Consider the following 17,736-nt stretch of genomic DNA (forward strand, 5'->3'; position numbering starts at 1 on the left):
TTATATTTGCAACCATTTGTGCATTACCTCATCCAGCCTTCGGCTGTCAATAGGTTTTGATACATAATCATCAAATCCTTCTATCAGGAAGCTTTCCCTGTCCCCTTTCATAGCGCTCGCTGAAACCGCGATAACAGGAATATTTTTCGTTTTTTGATTTTTACGTAAAATATGAAGCGCTTCAATACCGCTCATTCCCGGCAACGCAATATCCATCAGAATTATATGAGGAACGTGCTGTTTTGCTAATTCAACACCGGAAATGCCGTCTTCAGCCTCAATTACAACACAAGAGTCTTCCAACAATGCTTTTATTGTTAACATGTTGTCTGCATTATCCTCTACAATTAAAACGGTTGGTCTTTCATTGATCGGAATCCGGAGCTGCTGAGGTGTTGCTGTAGTATTGGATATTTCCTGATCAGCTGGCAACATAGATTGAATCACAGCGTTCAATAACTGTGCCTTGTTGATATCACCTTTCCGGATTAATTGAAAAATACTGTTATGGGTCAAGAAAGCAAGTTCATCTTTCGTTACATATTTAGCAGTTAATATAATAACCGGTAAATGTTCTGAAATTTTTTCTTCACGGATATGCCTTAGAACTTCAAATCCATCTACTTCCGGCATCATTAAATCAAGAATCATCGTGTCTGGCATTTGTTCTGAAATTCTCTCCAATGCTTCTTGCCCGTTATGTGCCACCATCACATGATAACCTTCTGTTTCAAGAATATCACACAATTGAATCACAATAGCTTCAGTATCTTCAACGACCAGAATCGTTTTCTTTGTTACATCAATTTTTTGCGATTCATGCTGTATCTCTTCAGGTTTATACACAGGCGCAGAAATCCCCTGATAATCTACAGTTTTTACCTGAGCTCCCAGTTTCACAGGAATAGAAAAAGTAAAATGAGATCCATGGCCTTCTGCGCTTTCCACAGAAATTTGTCCACCAAGCATATTTGCATATTTCTTCGCAATGGCCAGGCCCAATCCTGTTCCTCCATACTTTCGGGAATTGCTACCATCAGCTTGCCGGAATTCCTCAAAAATGTGAGGCAAAAATTCTGCTTTAATACCAATGCCCGTATCAATAATGTCAATTTGTACAGCATCAACTATTCTGTCAGCCCGAATCTCCACCTTACCTTTTTCGGTAAACTTTATTGCGTTTGCTACAATATTTTGAAGGATATGCCGGCATTTATCATAATCACTTGTTATCTCTGGCAGTGCTTCATTCGGGATATAGATCAATTTCAGTTTTTTCTGTTTGGACTGCGGTTCGATAGTTTCAACTACATCACGAATCAAGTCATTCATATTAAACAGATGCGCCCTTATTTCCTCCCTCCCGGCTTCGATACGGGAAAGATCGAGAATATCATTGATCAATGAAAGCAGTTGTTTCCCATTTCTTTCAATTACACCAATATAACTATACTCTTCATCAGACAATTTACCTGACAACCGGCGGGAGAGAACATTTGAAAGCGCAATCACAGAATTCAGAGGAGTACGTAACTCATGGCTCATACTTGACAGAAAACTATTTTTCATCTTATTGGCTTCACCCAGTTGTTTTTTCTGCATAGCCAGTTCTACATTTTGTTCCGTTAATTCAGACGTTTGAGCCGCTAGTTCTCTCTTTTGAGATTCAAGTTCATTATTCTGAATCTCAAGTTGTTTAGCAAAATCAACTACTTTACGATACGTCAAAATCCCTTCCATGCGTGCATTTAACGTAACCAAGACGGTATCAAGCAATCTTAAACTTCCATCGCTAAAACGTGTAATAGAAGATAACGAAAGAATAGCAGCAATTTCATTCTTTACTATAATGGGAATAGTAATAATTTCGCGAGGAATAAAATCGCCACTGACAGTAGAAAAAGTCATTTTACTATCTTTAGGAATCCCTTTAATATGATGGAGTTTACGGGTAGCTAAGACCATACCAAATTCACCTTCATAGTTTAATGCAGAAAAAGAGTGATATGTTTCTTTGTTCATTCCAATGCTCTCAAAAGGCTCATACATAGTTTTTTCGTTATTTAGCAGAAAAACAGCTCCTATGATAGCTTCCGTATGCTGAATTAAAGATTTAAGTAATGCGTGGCTAAACTGATGAGCATCTTCCTCACTCAGCATTACTCCGGCTAATTGGGCAGCTCGTTCATTCAAAGTCAGTTCTGTTTCAATCGTGTCTGCCAATTCATTGAAAGATTCTGCAAGCCGACCAAGCGCATTGGACGAAACATAAGTGCTCCGTGCACTCAAATCTCCCTCACGAAAACGCGATGTAGCATCTCTCATCTCCCGTAAAGGCGTAAGTATACTTTTGCTTAGAATTAAAAAAATCACTATTGAAATCAATAAAATACAGATTACAAAAACAGCTAATTGAACATTCAATGCGCGTTTCAGGTCAGATGCATTGGTAAGAAACTGATCTGCCTTGTTTTGTGCAAATGCATCCATCTTATTCAATGACAAGGTAAGTTGTTCTCTGGCTTGTACTAAATCGCTATGAGTCCCCAGTCGACTTAAAGACTCATTAATCTGACCTGTTTCAATCTGTTTCTGTTTCCATACATCATCCTCTAGGTCCTTCCATACGACAAAAGACTTGTGTGCATTATCAATATCAATTCTAGGTCCTAAATACCTACTATACAATATTGTAAACTGCTGCTCTGCATCTGTTATATGAATATTAAAGGCTATGCGTTCAGCTTCTTGTTCTTTTTTCGAAGCATAAAATACGTTATTCTTCGCTTCAAGTTGATATGTAGACACATCTTCCCTAAGTGCAGACAAAGATCGACTAACACTTAAAGGATGATTATACATATCTACAGTTTGTTGTGCAATTTTATCGGTATCTCTCCATGCAATCAGTCCCAACACCAAAATAAACACCCAAATAACCCCAAAAGTTAGTTGGAGCTGAGTTGAGATCTTTATATTTTTCAATTTCATATATTGAAGATTTTATTTTTAGAAGCAGAATGAAAGGTTAGACAATTAACATATCATTGATTTACTGAAATTTATATATCGAAAAATACCATATATACAAGATTTACTTTGAACCTATATGTCCTTTCGCATTAAAGATCGCCGAATTTACAAAAACTTCCTGATAACAGTGTTGCACAAGAGTTTCACGTTCTGTTTCTCCTGTAATTAAAAACCCGTTAGGAGCAAGATTGCGTTCCATCTTTTCAAGAATACGGGTACGATACTCTGGTTTATAGTAAAACAATAAATTGCAACAGAAAATAATATCAAAGTCTCCGTAAATACTGGCAGGTGGACTTATCAGAGATTCATCCAGTAAATCAAACGTAGAAAAATTTACCATTTGCTTTATGACTGGTGTAATCGAAAAGAAATCATCTTGCTTCAAAAAATAATTTTGGATACGTCTCAAAGACACATTTTCAACAGCCACAATATTATAAACGCCTTGTTGCGCTCTTTGAATTTCATCAGGATCACTATCAGTAGCAAAAATTCGATACGATAATTGTGGATTGCCTTTCGTCAAAATTTCATCACAAAGCATTGCAACGCTATATGCTTCCTGCCCTGCTGCACAAGCCGCAGACCAGATTCTGATTTCTTTATTGTTTTCTTTCTTCTTGCGTTCCATCAAAACGGGCAAAAGTACCTGTTCAAGATAAGCATAGGTAAGAGGATTCCGAAAAAACATACTGAAAGAAATATTCAATGAATCAATCAACAAACTGGCTTCGTTCTGGTTATTTTCCAAATAAAGCCGATAATCAATCACCGAATCACATCCATTAGCCAACATCCTTTTATTTAAAGCCATTTCCAGAAATGTAGCGTCATATTGCAATACATCTACATTATATATATCAGACAAGAATCTTGATAGATTTTCCATAATGAGAACTATTTTACTGAACGATATGATATTTTGGGTCTTGACCTGATTCTTTGAGCAATGAGTTCACTTCTTTCTTTAATTCGATCATAGCCAACTCCCTGTCTACAGTCAAACGATGAAAGCGTTCCAACTCATTCATTTTTTTAATTAATGCATCTTCGGCACGTTTTCGATCAACATACAACCCAATCTGATTCGCAAAAATAGAAACTATCTCATTATTTTTCAATAGATTATCTTGCGTGTAAATTAAATAAAAGGCACCAAGGCCTTTGTTATTCTTTCTAATATTAACTACGTGTAATTCATTTATTTTGAAAACAGTATCAATGAGTCGGCAAGCAGTTCTGGAAATTACATGCTGAGCCATATCGATAACAGAATCAAACCGTGTAATAACGGCTCCTTTGATCCTCTCTTCCAATATAGAATCCCTTGTCCAGGTTTTATTCAATACCTCAAAGCCTAGGATAGACATTGCTTTGGTTATATCCTCCTTAATCCCCGCAATTGCTACAGTTTTAAAGTCCAGGCTATTCTCATTAAACAAATTAAATACCACAAATTGCGCTTCCGAAAGATCCCGTATGATGTCAGCCATTGTTTGATAATTGACTTCTCCGGTTGTCACATCTATAAGTTGAGAGCTCTCAAAAAGTGCTTTCTTCAAAAGAATCTGATTTTTCTCTAATGTAACCTGAGCCTTTCTCTTTTCAGTAATATCTTCTTTAACTGCAAGAAAATGAGCAACTTCCCCTTTATCATTAGCTATCGGAGCAATTAGTACAGATTCATCATACAACTGTCCATTTTTTTTACGATTTTGCAACTCACCATGCCATTCCTTCCCTTTGGTAATGGTCTGCCAAAGATCTTTATACAGGTTCGGAGGCATAAATCCTGATTTCAAAATCCGTGGATTTTTTCCTAAAACCTCCTGAAAGCTATATCCTGTAATTTTAGTGAATTTTTGATTTACGTATTCAATTTCACCCTGGATATTGGTAATAATAATAGAAGCTGGATTTTGTTCTACCGCACGCGAAAAAATTCGCAATTGCTCATCCGTCTGCTTTTTCAGCCGCAGATTCGCTTTATTTTGAAGCGCGGTCAGCATAGCCGACCCTATCCGGGTAATGTGCCCTTTCAGAATATAATCATCTGCACCGGCCTTCATCACATTCACAGCAGTCTCTTCATTAATTGATCCGGTGCATAAAACAAAAGGAATATCTGGGCACATTGTTTGCCGGATCGCTAATGCCTCCATGCCATTAAAGGCAGGAAGCGTATAATCGGAAAGAATGATATCAGGGTGGAATGTATTCAGGCCTTCTATAAAATCCTCTTTAGTCTCTACCAGATGATGAACAAAAGATATATTATTCTTTTTGATTTCTCGTTTAATTAGTTCTACATCAAACGCATTATCCTCGACCATTAAAACTCGTATTATTGGCTCCATGCATCTTAAATTATTATTTTACTTCGTTTTCGGAGGCTCATTCAGCAAAAGCCAATACATGCCTAATTCCTTGACTGCATCAATAAATTTAGAAAATTCAACAGGTTTGACTATAAAACTATTGGCTCCAAGCTTGTAACTCGCTATAACATCACTTTCCTCTTTGGATGAAGTCAAAATAACAACCGGAATATGCTTCATTTGCTCATCCGCTTTGACAATGCGAAGCACTTCTAATCCATCTACTTTAGGAAGTTTCAGATCAAGAATCATCAGTTTTGGAGTAGCTGTTTTATCTCTGCCACTGTATCTCCCTTTTGCAAAAAGATAATCCAGAGCTTCGGCTCCATCGGTTACTACATGAATATCATTCGCAATGTTGTTTTTCTTCAATGCTCTCAATGTTAACTCAGCGTCATTGGGATTATCTTCCACCAAAAGAATATCCACAAATAAATTTTCCATTTAAAAATTCTCCTTTGTTTAATGCATTATTGATTTGGTAATGTAAAATAAAATGTTGCTCCTTCGTTTTCTTTTCCTTCAGCCCAAACTCTCCCGTTCATTCTGCTTATCACACGTTGAACAATAGCCAACCCCACGCCGGTTCCAGGAAAGTCATTTATAGAATGAAGTCGCTGAAATATACCAAACAATTTAGCGGAATAGGCCATATCAAATCCTGCCCCATTATCTTTCACGTAATAGATGTTTTCAGCGGTTTCCTTTGTAGATCCAATTTCGATTAACCCGGAAGATTTCTTAGACGTAAATTTAACTGCGTTATCAATCAGATTCGCCCACACCTGTCGCACCATAGCCGGATCACCAAAAGCATCCGGTAAATCATGCAGTAAAAACTTTATTTCGGATTGAGAAGCGTTTACACTAAGATCGTGGTAAACCGATTCTGCCAATTTATACATATCGATTTTCGTGAACTTGATTTCTTGCCGGCTAATACGGGAAAATGCGAGCAAATCATCAATCAGGTTTCCCATTTTCTTCGCGTTGTCTGTAATGACATTAAGCAGACGTGTAGCTTCAGGATCAAGAGTGGTTCCATAATCTTCCACCAGGATTCGGGCAAAGCCATCCAAAGCTCGCAGGGGAGCTCGCAGATCATGGGAAACCGAATAGCTAAAGGCCTCCAGTTCCTTATTGGCTACCTCAAGTTGGGCTGTCCGTTCTGTAACACGCTGCTCGAGTGTAGCGTTGAGTTGACGAATTTCTTCTGCTGCAAGACGATTCTCTGTAACCTCCCGGATGATGCCTCCGATCGCTTTTCTGCCATTGTTTAACGCCAAAGGAAATTTAGTCGTCTCAAAAAACTGATTTCCCAATTTTTCTTCTACACGAAATGCCCGTTTCGCATGTAACGCCTTCTGATCAGAAGAAGCGCACGGTTTTAGATTCTTTTGTTCTGCTAAGTCCTGATCTGTTTTTCCTATCAGTTCAGCCACCTTTTTACCAAAGAAATCTCCCATAGCTTTATTTGCCACAAGATAACGAAACTGATCATCTTTGATAAAGATCAAATCATCACTCTCGTTAATAAAAGCGTTATATCGTTGCTCACTCTCCAGCAAAGCTTCCTGAGCAAGTTTCCGTTCTGTAATATCTGTCACAATAACCTGGCCTGCCGGTTCATCATGATAGGTAGTGGCTAAAGCTACCACTTCTGCAATAAAAATCGAATTGTCTAAACGGATCAATTTCTCTTCTGTTGGAGGTATTGTTTGTCCTGCCATGACTTCGCTAATTCTTTGCTTCACCACATCAACACTATCAGGATGCACAATTGACATCACAGGCTTTCCAATTAATTCTTCAGGGTGTTTGGCTCCAATCATAGCTAATCCTTCAGGATTGACATAAACAAATTTACCCTCCTGATAAACAGCAATCCCCACAGGAGCATTCTCCACCAGATTACGATAACGCTGCTCACTTTCTCTCAAATCTTCTTCGATCCGTTTTCGTTCTGTTATATCCTGAATAACACCAAATACACGCTTTTTGTCTTCATCATAAATAGCTATGGAGTGAACATCTTTAATTTCGCGCGTATCCTGTGTTTGGATTTTAAATTCAATATCATAAGGTTTCTGATTGATTACTAAATTTACAAAGCTTTCATCCAACTTTGAACGATATTCAGGCAGAGGAATTACTTGGATTTCTGAAAGTTCAAGCTCTCCTTTATCCATTCCATAAATTTTTATTGCACCTTCGGAAGCAATAACTTTATGAGTTTTCACATCAACCTCCCAATTACCTGATTTAGAGGCAATTTCAGCCCGCCTCATACGGGCTGCATTGACACGAAGCGTCTTCTCTACCAGCTTTCGATCTGTAATGTCATGAACAATAGAATGCAGGTAATCCTTCCCGTTAATCGTAATCTTACTGCTATAAACATCTACATTACGAATATCTCCGCTTTTAAGTTGATGTTGAAATTCGAAGTGATTCTGCTGATTCGTCATAACCTGAGCCATGCTTTTTTCAATATTCAAGGAGCCTAATGTATTTATCTCCTGAATTTTTTTCTGTTTCAGATCCTCCAGTGACCAGCCATAATACTTTACCGCAGCTTTATTGGCATCTGCAATAGCACCCGTATCAGGATCAACAAGTAATTTAACAGCAGCATGATTATCAAACAGATTATGAAATTTTTCTTCGCTTTCCCGCAACGCCGACTCAACCCGTTTTCTTTCGGTGATATCAATCACAATAGCATGTACATATCTTTTATGAGCAATATCCACTTTACTACTAAAAACTTCAACATCACGAATCTCCCCATTTTTCAATCGGTGTCTGAATTCAAAATGATTTCGGATTCTGTTAGCCGACTCGCTTAATTTTTTAAGTACTTCATTTTTTGTCAAAACATTAATCTGATCCAGATTCATCTGGATTAATTCTTCATGGGACCAACCGTAATAATTCACAGCAGCTTTGTTTGCATCCACAATATTTCCTGTTTCCGGATCAACCAAAAGTTTTATGGCTGCGTGTTCCTGAAAAATCTTGCGAAATTTTTCCTCGCTCTCCGCCAACATACGTTCGCTCTGCTTGCGTTCCGTAATATCCTGGATAGTCCCCATCATGGAAACTAACACGCCATTTTGATCAAATTGCAAACTGCCCAACCCCCAAATCCATCTTATTGCTTCATCGGTTTGACGAATAATCCGATACTCAGCATTAAATGATTGATGTCCAGCCATCACCTCGGACTTCAAATACCGATCCATTTTCTCCCTGTCTGACGGATAAATCAAAGCTTCCCATCCTTCAACGTTTCTTTTATAATGCTTATCGATCCCAAAGATTTCATCAAGTACTTCGGAAGAATCCCATGTATCATGCAAAAAATCAAAAAAATAAGATCCAATAAAAGCCACCCGTTGTGATTCTTTGAAAAAGAATTCACTCTTTTGCAACGTTTCTACAGTCGCATGGTGTGATATAACCTCATGCTGCAAATCATAAATTAAAGATTGCATTACCCGGTTATTTTGTTCAAAGTCCTGGTTTTGAGATTCTATAAGCGAAGAAAGATGTTCGTATTGTGCTTTGTGTTGCTTATGTAGATTGCCGAGAACTTCTAACATATGTAACTGTGATACAAAAAACACCTTTTCGATCGGAAGCATTATAAAAGCATCAGCCTTCAATTCAAGCGATTTTTTCCTTAACAAAGCAATATCTTGCTGTTGCGAAAAAAAAGCTACCGGAATAGCATTCATACGGAGATCTTGCTTGATAACTTTGCATTGTTCGGCAACCTCCTCTCCCAAAAAAATCATATCGGGATTTTCAGTAACAAGGTGTTCAATATCCAGGTTACCATCAAATTCTTTTAGTATGGAATCCTCCGAAAAAATCTCACGAACCATCGCCTTCAAATCATACAAGACCTGATCCGGAAGTGCAATCGTAACTATTTTCTCCATATTGTTATTACAATTTTATAAAGAAGTTTGTATTCCAATAGTTTTCCAGAAATCTTATCCGCTCAATAGAATCATCAAGACATTCACATCCATCCAAATACATAAGACTTGCATACCCTGCTACAAATATACACCAATAAGCATACATTGCATAATGTCAACTCATTTTTTATTGGAACAATAAAAATTAGGGAAGAAAAATAAGAAGGTTATCCTTTATAAGATCTTTCAGATAAGAAAGACTTTAATGATATAAAATGATCCCGGTAAAAACTTTGTGAAAAAGACAACAGGCTATTGTTTGCTAAAAAACATGTAGCCCGGAAAACATGCTCTTTGCATTTGTATTATAATACACTAAAAACGAATACTATAAATGTATATGGCAATACTTTTTTAGAGCGAAGATACCTTTCGGAGGGGAGAGGAATTAAGACATGGCTGACTAGTCCTAAAAAACCGTTACAGGTTTAATGAACAAAAATACTCTTTTTATCAAACCTTATCAAGGCTAGCCTTGATAAGGTTTTGCTTTTTATAATTTCTAATTTTTATTTCTTTTTGGCAGTGCATCTGTTCAGGTGTTTTCATGTAACAAGACCAGTGTGGCCTTTGTGTATTGTAAATATGAACAGCATCTTCTACCAACAATTTCATTGTTTTGATATCTACCAGATAATCCTCCAGAAAAAACTCCTGTTTTAATATCCCATTTACCCTTTCAGCTATCGCATTGGCATAAGGGTCATAATGCTCAGTCATACTTGGTATGATCTTTTTCTTTTTCAAAACATTTTGATAATCGTTACTGCAATACTGTAATCCTCTATCCGAATGGTGGATCAGTTTGTTTTTATATCTCTTTTGCCTAATGGCCATGTTTAATGCTCTCAAAGAACCTTCAGTGGACAAGCTATTAGAAACATCATAACCCATTATCTTTTTGGAATATGCATCTGTAACTAATGCCAGATAACAGTTCCTGTCCCTGCCCCCGATATAAGTTATATCCGATACCCAAACCTGTTCGGGATGGGTCAGTTCTATATCTGCCACCAAATTCTTATGTTTTCTAAAACGATGGTGCGAGTCAGTGGTTATACGATAATTTCTCTTTGGTTTAATCAACATGTGATTAGCTTTTAGTATAGACAAAAACTTGTCACGCCCAATATGTAATTCTCTCAGTGGTTCATAAAGAAGATAATATAACTTCCTGAAGCCTATTCGGGGCATCGCCATCCGTGTAGAACGAACCATAGCCAATACTTGCTCTGCCTTATCCTGTTTCTTCTGTTTTGACCTACAATAACGATAATAAACCTGCCTACTTACCCCGAGCAATCCACAGGTGGAGGTTTTGCTCACTTTGTTTTCTTGACTGAATCGGTCGACTGTTCGGGTAAAGAGTTTTTTCGGATAGAGATATTGTACTCTTTTTCTGCCATATCAACCATCATGTCAAAGAAAGCTGCTTTCATATCGGATTGCTCTGCCTGTTTTTCTAGAAATGCTTTTTGCTTTTCTAAAACCTTGATCTTTTGCTCCAGTTCAAGGATCTTTTGATCTTTACTTTTTGGCATATTACTCGGCGTTTGATTTTCCCAATCAAAGGTACCATATTTTCTGAGCCAACCAACTACTGTGGATCTTCCCTGTATACCATATTTCTTCGTAGCTGATGTGACTGAGATGTCTCCTCGTTCTATCTCTGAAATAATCGATAATTTTAAGGACATGCTATAATCCTTTTGAGTGCGCTTTACATACTGATTCTTAATTCCTCCCATTATTTTACGCTTTTTGTGTAACGCTATTTCAGGACGAGACAGGCAATAAAAAAAAGGAGGTTGAATAAGAAATTCAACCTCCCTTTTCATGTGGGCGTTGACGGATTCGAACCGCCGACCCTCTGCTTGTAAGGCAGATGCTCTGAACCAGCTGAGCTAAACGCCCTTGTCAAAAGCGTTGCAAAGATAAGCAGGGATTTTTATATTGACAAATATTCATCTTGTTTTTATTCGTTTTTTTCAAAGAGCCTCAGCAACAACATAACTACTCCCTCCTACAAAAATAACATCTCCCTCTTTTGCAGCACTTTTAGCTGCTTGAATAGCTTCTTGCACAGAAGGGAAAGCTGTACCCTTTAACCCGATTAAGAAGGCTTGCTGTTGCAATTCATCAGCAGGAAGTGCTCTTGGAATAGCCGCCTGTGTAAAATAATAAAGTGCATTTTGTGGCAAAAGAGGTAAAATCTTACGATGATCCTTATCATTTACCATTCCAAAAACAATATGCAATTGCCTGCACGGTAACTGCGAAAGCTGTTGCATTACATATCGGATTCCGGCTTCATTGTGTCCTGTATCACAAATTAGCAAGGGATTTTTCTGCAATATCTGCCAGCGGCCCTGCAATCCGGTCAATCCGGTAACATGTTCAATACCTTTTTGAATAGCCTGAAGAGGCAAACTTATACCTTGCTTATTCAACAACAAAATACTTGAAAGGACAGTCGCAAGATTCTTCTCCTGATACAGGCCTTTTAGTCCCATTGTAATATTACCCAACTCTTTGGTATAAAATTGATCAGAATCATTACCCCGCGATACCTGTATCATTTTCTGAGCAAAGAAAAGAGGTGACTTTACTTGCGAAGCATGTTGGATAAAAATGTTTTTCACACTCCCGTCTGCTTCTCCGATCACCACAGGAACATTTGGTTTCATAATGCCGGCTTTCTCTGCTGCAATTTTTTCAAGTGTGTCTCCAAGAAATTGTTGATGATCGAAGCTAATGTTTGTGATCACACTCAAAATGGGAGTAATGATATTCGTACTATCCAACCGGCCACCCAGACCAACTTCAATCACAGCAATCTCTACCTGTTGGGCAGCAAAATAATCAAAAGCCATCGACATGGTTAATTCAAAAAACGAAGGATGCAGAGATTCAAATTCGGAAGTATAACGTTCAACAAAATCAACAACATATTGTTCGGTAATCATTTCGCCGTTGACCCGGATGCGTTCACGAAAATCCTTCAGATGCGGCGATGTGTAAAGCCCTGTTTTATAACCAGCCGCTTGCAAAACAGCAGCCAGCATATGAGAAGTAGATCCTTTCCCGTTCGTTCCTGCAACATGGATAGTCTTATAGTTTTGATGTGGATGGTTCAAAATACGATCCATGTCCATCACCCTATCAAGGCCGGCCTTATAGGCAGAATCTCCGATACGCTCAAACACGGGAAGCTGATGATAAAGATATTCAATTGTTTCCTGATAAATCATATAAAAAGAACCGGCAATCTCTTTAATGAAATTGCCGGCTACAAAATTCGCTATTTTTGGTCAGAAAACCATTAGTAAAACACCGGATGGTCAGACCAATTTTTCCAGCTTGGATACATTTTCCATAATCATATCTTCCGGCACATTGTAGTTTGATAATTTACCAGAGAAATAACTGTCATAGGCAGTCATATCAATTAAACCATGTCCTGAAAGATTGAACAAAATGATTTTCTCCTTACCTTCCTCCTTGGCTTTCAAAGCTTCCTGAATGGCAACGGCAATGGCATGGGTTGATTCAGGAGCAGGAATGATACCTTCTGAACGGGCAAACAAAACGCCTGCTTCGAACGTATCCAATTGTTGTACCGCTTGCGCTTCAATCAATCCATCTTTCAGCAATTGGCTGACAATGGATCCAGCACCATGATAGCGTAAACCTCCAGCGTGAATATCAGCCGGTTGAAAATCATGTCCCAATGTATACATTGGAATAAGGGGAGTCATACCAATGGTATCGCCAAAGTCATATTCAAATTTTCCCCGCGTCAATTTAGGACATGAAGCCGGTTCGGCAGCGATAAAACGCGTATTTTTCCCATCCACCAAATTATGACGCAGGAAAGGAAACGAGATTCCGGAAAAATTGGAACCACCTCCAAAACATCCAATCACCACATCCGGATAATCACCAACCATTTCCATCTGTTTCTCAGCTTCCAATCCGATAATCGTCTGATGCAAAATAACATGATTCAACACGCTGCCTAACGTATAACGGGTATCGGGATGTGTCACGGCAGCCTCAACAGCTTCGGAAATAGCGCCACCCAAACTACCTGAACTGTTTGGATCTTTTGCCAGTAATGCTCTTCCGGCAGCCGTCCTGTCACTTGGAGAAGGAATCACTTCAGCGCCATAGGTTTGCATTACGAATTTGCGATAAGGTTTTTGTTCGTAACTCACTTTCACCATATACACCTGCAAATCAAGGCCAAAATGTTTGCATGCAATGCTCATTGCACTTCCCCACTGACCTGCTCCGGTTTCAGTAGTAATATGTTTTATCCCCTGGATTTTATTATAGTAAGCTTGCGGAATAGCGGAATTCAATTTATGAGAGCCTACCGGACTAACACTTTCGTTTTTAAAATAAATCTTTGCAGGAGTATCCAACGCCTTCTCAAGGCCAGAAGCACGAACTAAAGGCGAAGGGCGATAGATTTTATACAATTGCCATACCTCATCAGGAATCTCAACATATCTTTCGGTTGTAAACTCTTGTTCAATAAGCCCTTTAGCAAAAAGAGGCTCCATTTCTTCAGGTTTCACAGGTTGTTTTGTCCCTGGATTTAACATTGGCAACGGCTTGTTCTTCATGTCTGCCACAATGTTATACCAGGCTTTTGGCATCTCTTGTTCCGATAATAAAATCTTTTTTGTTGTCTTCATGAGCTAAAAATGAATAAGTTGAAAATATTGAGTAATTTGAATTGGTATGATATAAAAAAACCGCAGGGAAAAGGATCCTGCGGTTATAGGCTTATTAAAAAACATAATGATTGCGCATTCACCTTTTATAAAAATGAACGGCGCCAACTGTTTCTATATTCGTTACACATCATTTTCTGTCAATTTGTTTGCAAAGGAACAAAAAAGATAGAAAAACAACAAATTACAAGCCAAAAAAATCGATTTCATCAATTTTGTATGACTTTTATCATTCGTTCTCGAGTTTTTTATGCCGAAGGTCTTTCCCTTCCAAGGCATAAATTGATGATTCAGCGATATTGGTAGCATGGTCTCCAACCCGTTCGATATTCGAAATGATATTATTCAGGTTGATGAAAGCAAACAATAATTGTTGTGTTTCTTCGGGCAGATTGCTTCTGGTAATTGTTTTCTTGATCAATTTGCGATTCATCTCGTCTACAATAGCATCATTCTTGATGGTCCAGATGGCATCTTCCTTGTCATTCATGGTAAACGACTGGATAGCCCGTTTTACCATACTGACACTGGTCATCAACATATTACCCATCACTTCAGACATCTTGGAATAAATCTCAACATTCTGGATCCTCGGAAGGAAATAAACGATATTCATTACCAGATCACCTATCCGTTCAAGGTTGGAAACCATTTGGTTTATGGCAATGACCTGGCGCAGATCAGAGGCCATAGGTTGCTGCAACACAATTGTATCAATAATTTCCTCGCCCAGCTGAATTTCGAGAAGATCAATATCAGCTTCGTTTGCATTCAATTCTTCCAGTAAACTGTCAGGAATTGACGGATCACCTTTATTAATAATCTTCTCCAGTAAGTCAAGCTGATACAGGACAAGCTGTGACAGATCGTTAAACTTTTCGCGGATATCGTGCAGGGCGTTTTCTTTTTGCGTATTCATAAGAAAATAGTTTTTGTTGTTTTACTTGGATTCATTCTATCAACCAAACTTTCCGGTTAAATAACCTTCGGTACGGGAATCTTTCGGATTGGTAAACATCGTTTTTGTATCTTCATATTCAATCAATTGTCCAAGATACATAAACATGGAATAATCGGAAATACGGGCAGCCTGAGACATATTGTGAGTCACCAGGATAATGGTATAATGCTTTTTCAAATCAACCAGCAAATCTTCAATTTTGGCCGTTGAAATCGGATCAAGCGCCGAGGTTGGTTCGTCTAATAAGATCACTTCTGGTTTGAATGCCAGTGCACGGGCAACACAAAGGCGTTGTTGCTGACCACCTGAAAGAAATGTTCCTTTTTTATGCAAAGCACTTTTCACTTCTTCCCATAAGGCAACATCACGCAGTGTCGATTCCACAATTTCATCACGCTCGGAACGTTTCAAATGAATACCATTCAATTTATAACCTGCAATTACATTTTCATAAATACTCATTGTCGGAAACGGATTTGGGCGTTGAAAAACCATCCCGATTTTACGGCGCAATTCAATGGTTGACATTTCATAAATATTATCGCCGTATAGATTGATCTTCCCTTCTGTTGAGATATTAGGATATAACTCATGCATCCTGTTAATTGCCCGTAAAAGGGTTGTTTTACCACACCCCGAAGGACCCATAATGGCTGTGATAGAATTTTTATGTACTTCAGCCGAAACATTTTTGACTGCATACTTATCCTTATCGTATGCAATGGATAAATTGTCAAACGACAGGATCGTTGGCTCCGGTGTTACATTCGGTTCGTTTATCATCATTGTATCTTTGTTTGTAAGCGTTTTATATTGTTATTGAATACTCTTTTTTGCCGCAATCCATTTTGACAGGATGTTCAGAATCAGAACAAATGCCATTAAAAAGAGCGACGAACTCCAAATCATGTTTACCATATTCGGATCATTATAAAATTGCCATATCAGCAAGGGCACAGCGCTTATAGGTTTAGAAAGATTCCAGTTGACGGAAGAGTTTCCCAACGTAGTCAGCAATAATGGTGCTGTTTCTCCCAAAACACGCGAAACAGCAAGCAATATACCGGTGATTAATCCGCTGAAACTCGAAGGAATCAGTACTCTGAGAATCACTTTATAATAAGGTGTTCCCAGTGCAACAGCTGCCTCTTTCAACGATTCGGGAACCATCTTCATCGACTCTTCGGTAGATCGGATGATAAGAGGCAACATCATAATTGCCAATGCCACGCTTCCTGCCAACGCCGAGTATCCTTTCGTCACCGAAACAACCACCCAAAGATAAACAATTAACCCGATAACAATTGATGGAACGCCTTGCAAAACATCCGCTATGTCACGAATGAGATTCGCATACCGTTTGTGAGGATTTTCGTATAAAAATATTCCTATGATTACTCCTATGGGAATAGCAAGAATAGAAGCAATAGCAACCAAAAATATAGATCCGGTAATTCCGTTCAGGATTCCACCAGGGATGAGTCTTCCGCTTGCATTTGCCATCATGGCATCAAACGTATCAGGAGCCACTTGGGTAAAGAAGCTCCAATTAATCTGCCGGTAGCCTTTTGCCACCAAAGTCCCGATAATCAAAAAGACAATGGATATGGTAATCAGGGCAAATAAAAGCACAACGCTGAAAAAGATTTTATTCTTCCAGCTTCGTACCAAATGAGCAGATTTTGTTTCTGTTTTTCCTCTCTGAAAAATTGATGTATCCATTAGGCAAATTTTTTGATAATATATTTTCCGGCAGCATTAATAAGCGCCGTAATCACAAACAAAATCAATCCAAGTGCAATCAGAGAACTCAGGTGCAACCCGTTGGCTTCACCGAACTCATTGGCAATAACACTCGCCATCGTATTCCCCATACTGAATAGCCCTTTTGGCACAATATTGGCATTTCCAATAAGCATAGTTACTGCCATGGTTTCTCCTAAAGCGCGTCCAAAGGCCAAAATATAACTTGCCGTAATACCCGAACGCGCATTAGGCAAAATTACATTCCAAATCACTTCAAGCCGTGTTGCTCCAAGTGAATATGCGGCTTCCTTTAATTCATTCGGCACCATCATAATGACCGAATTACTTAGTGATGCTGCGTATGGAATAATCATCATGGCCAAAACAATCCCCGCAGTGAAAACACCAAATCCCTGCTGAGTCAGACCAATATGCACAATAAACGGACGCAAGGCATAGAAACCCCACAATCCAAAAATAACGGAAGGGATACCGGCCAGCAAATCAACACATGTGCTTACCACATTCGCAAACCAACTGTTCCGAAAATATTCGGCCACAATCAACGATGTTGAAAATGCCATTGGTAAAGCCACCAGCAAAGCCAATACGGAAGTGTATATAGTTCCAAGGATAAACGCCAATGCTCCATAATGCTCATTTCCCTTTGTAGGATTCCATTCGGGAGAAATTATAAATTTCCATCCAAATGTATGAAAAGAAGGAAGCGATCCCTGTATCAGGGAATAAAGCATTCCGCCCGTCACAATCAATATAATAAAGGACGTAACAAATAAAACGTACTTCGTTATTTTATCACTGTTCATTCAGTAAAGTTTTTATAACACTAAACCTTTCGGGTCGTTCCTTTCTCAAAAAGGAGC

General features: G+C 38.5%; 13 protein-coding genes and 1 tRNA gene. All 14 read right to left on the minus strand.

Annotated features, from left to right (window positions below):
* Positions 1 to 2,991: a hybrid sensor histidine kinase/response regulator gene (locus FHX64_RS11525; protein ID WP_183413996.1), complete on the minus strand. Its 2,991-nt coding sequence runs from the start codon at positions 2,989 to 2,991 to the stop codon at positions 1 to 3.
* A 103-nt stretch (positions 2,992 to 3,094) separates the two neighbouring features.
* Positions 3,095 to 3,925 (minus strand): CheR family methyltransferase, encoded by an 831-nt coding sequence (locus tag FHX64_RS11530; RefSeq protein ID WP_183413997.1) that lies wholly within the window; start codon positions 3,923 to 3,925, stop codon positions 3,095 to 3,097.
* Positions 3,926 to 3,938: 13 nt separating this feature from the next.
* A complete protein-coding gene (locus FHX64_RS11535; protein WP_183413998.1) occupies positions 3,939 to 5,393 on the minus strand; it encodes a hybrid sensor histidine kinase/response regulator in 1,455 nt (484 codons plus the stop codon).
* Positions 5,394 to 5,411: 18 nt separating this feature from the next.
* Positions 5,412 to 5,858 (minus strand): response regulator, encoded by a 447-nt coding sequence (locus tag FHX64_RS11540; protein ID WP_183413999.1) that lies wholly within the window; start codon positions 5,856 to 5,858, stop codon positions 5,412 to 5,414.
* Positions 5,859 to 5,884: 26 nt separating this feature from the next.
* Positions 5,885 to 9,361, minus strand: coding sequence for a PAS domain S-box protein (locus tag FHX64_RS11545; protein ID WP_183414000.1), 3,477 nt, complete (start codon positions 9,359 to 9,361; stop codon positions 5,885 to 5,887).
* A gap of 495 nt (positions 9,362 to 9,856) precedes the next feature.
* Positions 9,857 to 10,729, minus strand: a complete 873-nt coding sequence (locus FHX64_RS11550; RefSeq protein ID WP_343053515.1) for an IS3 family transposase — start codon at positions 10,727 to 10,729, stop codon at positions 9,857 to 9,859.
* Positions 10,726 to 11,151 carry a hypothetical protein gene (locus tag FHX64_RS14345; protein WP_246392456.1) on the minus strand — a complete coding sequence of 142 codons (426 nt, stop codon included), beginning with the start codon at positions 11,149 to 11,151 and terminating at the stop codon, positions 10,726 to 10,728. The genes FHX64_RS11550 and FHX64_RS14345 overlap by 4 nt, the downstream gene beginning before the upstream one ends.
* Before the next feature lie 91 nt (positions 11,152 to 11,242).
* Positions 11,243 to 11,317, minus strand: a tRNA-Val gene (locus FHX64_RS11555).
* Positions 11,318 to 11,391: 74 nt separating this feature from the next.
* The gene (locus FHX64_RS11560) at positions 11,392 to 12,654 is read right to left on the minus strand and encodes a bifunctional folylpolyglutamate synthase/dihydrofolate synthase (protein ID WP_183414001.1); all 1,263 of its coding nucleotides are present in this window, start codon (positions 12,652 to 12,654) and stop codon (positions 11,392 to 11,394) included.
* Positions 12,655 to 12,744: 90 nt separating this feature from the next.
* Complete coding sequence (locus FHX64_RS11565) at positions 12,745 to 14,106, minus strand: TrpB-like pyridoxal phosphate-dependent enzyme (RefSeq protein WP_183414002.1); 1,362 nt, start codon at positions 14,104 to 14,106, stop codon at positions 12,745 to 12,747.
* Positions 14,107 to 14,374: 268 nt separating this feature from the next.
* Positions 14,375 to 15,064 carry a phosphate signaling complex protein PhoU gene (phoU, locus tag FHX64_RS11570; protein ID WP_183414003.1) on the minus strand — a complete coding sequence of 230 codons (690 nt, stop codon included), beginning with the start codon at positions 15,062 to 15,064 and terminating at the stop codon, positions 14,375 to 14,377.
* A 39-nt stretch (positions 15,065 to 15,103) separates the two neighbouring features.
* Entirely contained in the window at positions 15,104 to 15,889 is a 786-nt protein-coding gene (gene pstB / locus FHX64_RS11575) for a phosphate ABC transporter ATP-binding protein PstB (protein WP_183414514.1), read from the minus strand.
* A 33-nt stretch (positions 15,890 to 15,922) separates the two neighbouring features.
* Entirely contained in the window at positions 15,923 to 16,828 is a 906-nt protein-coding gene (gene pstA / locus FHX64_RS11580) for a phosphate ABC transporter permease PstA (RefSeq protein ID WP_183414004.1), read from the minus strand.
* Positions 16,828 to 17,679 (minus strand): phosphate ABC transporter permease subunit PstC, encoded by an 852-nt coding sequence (gene pstC, locus FHX64_RS11585; RefSeq protein WP_183414005.1) that lies wholly within the window; start codon positions 17,677 to 17,679, stop codon positions 16,828 to 16,830. Before pstC ends, pstA begins: the two co-directional genes overlap by 1 nt.
* Positions 17,680 to 17,736: the final 57 nt, after the last annotated feature.

Source organism: Microbacter margulisiae, from assembly GCF_014192515.1.
GTDB classification, from domain to species: Bacteria; Bacteroidota; Bacteroidia; order Bacteroidales; family Paludibacteraceae; genus Microbacter; species Microbacter margulisiae.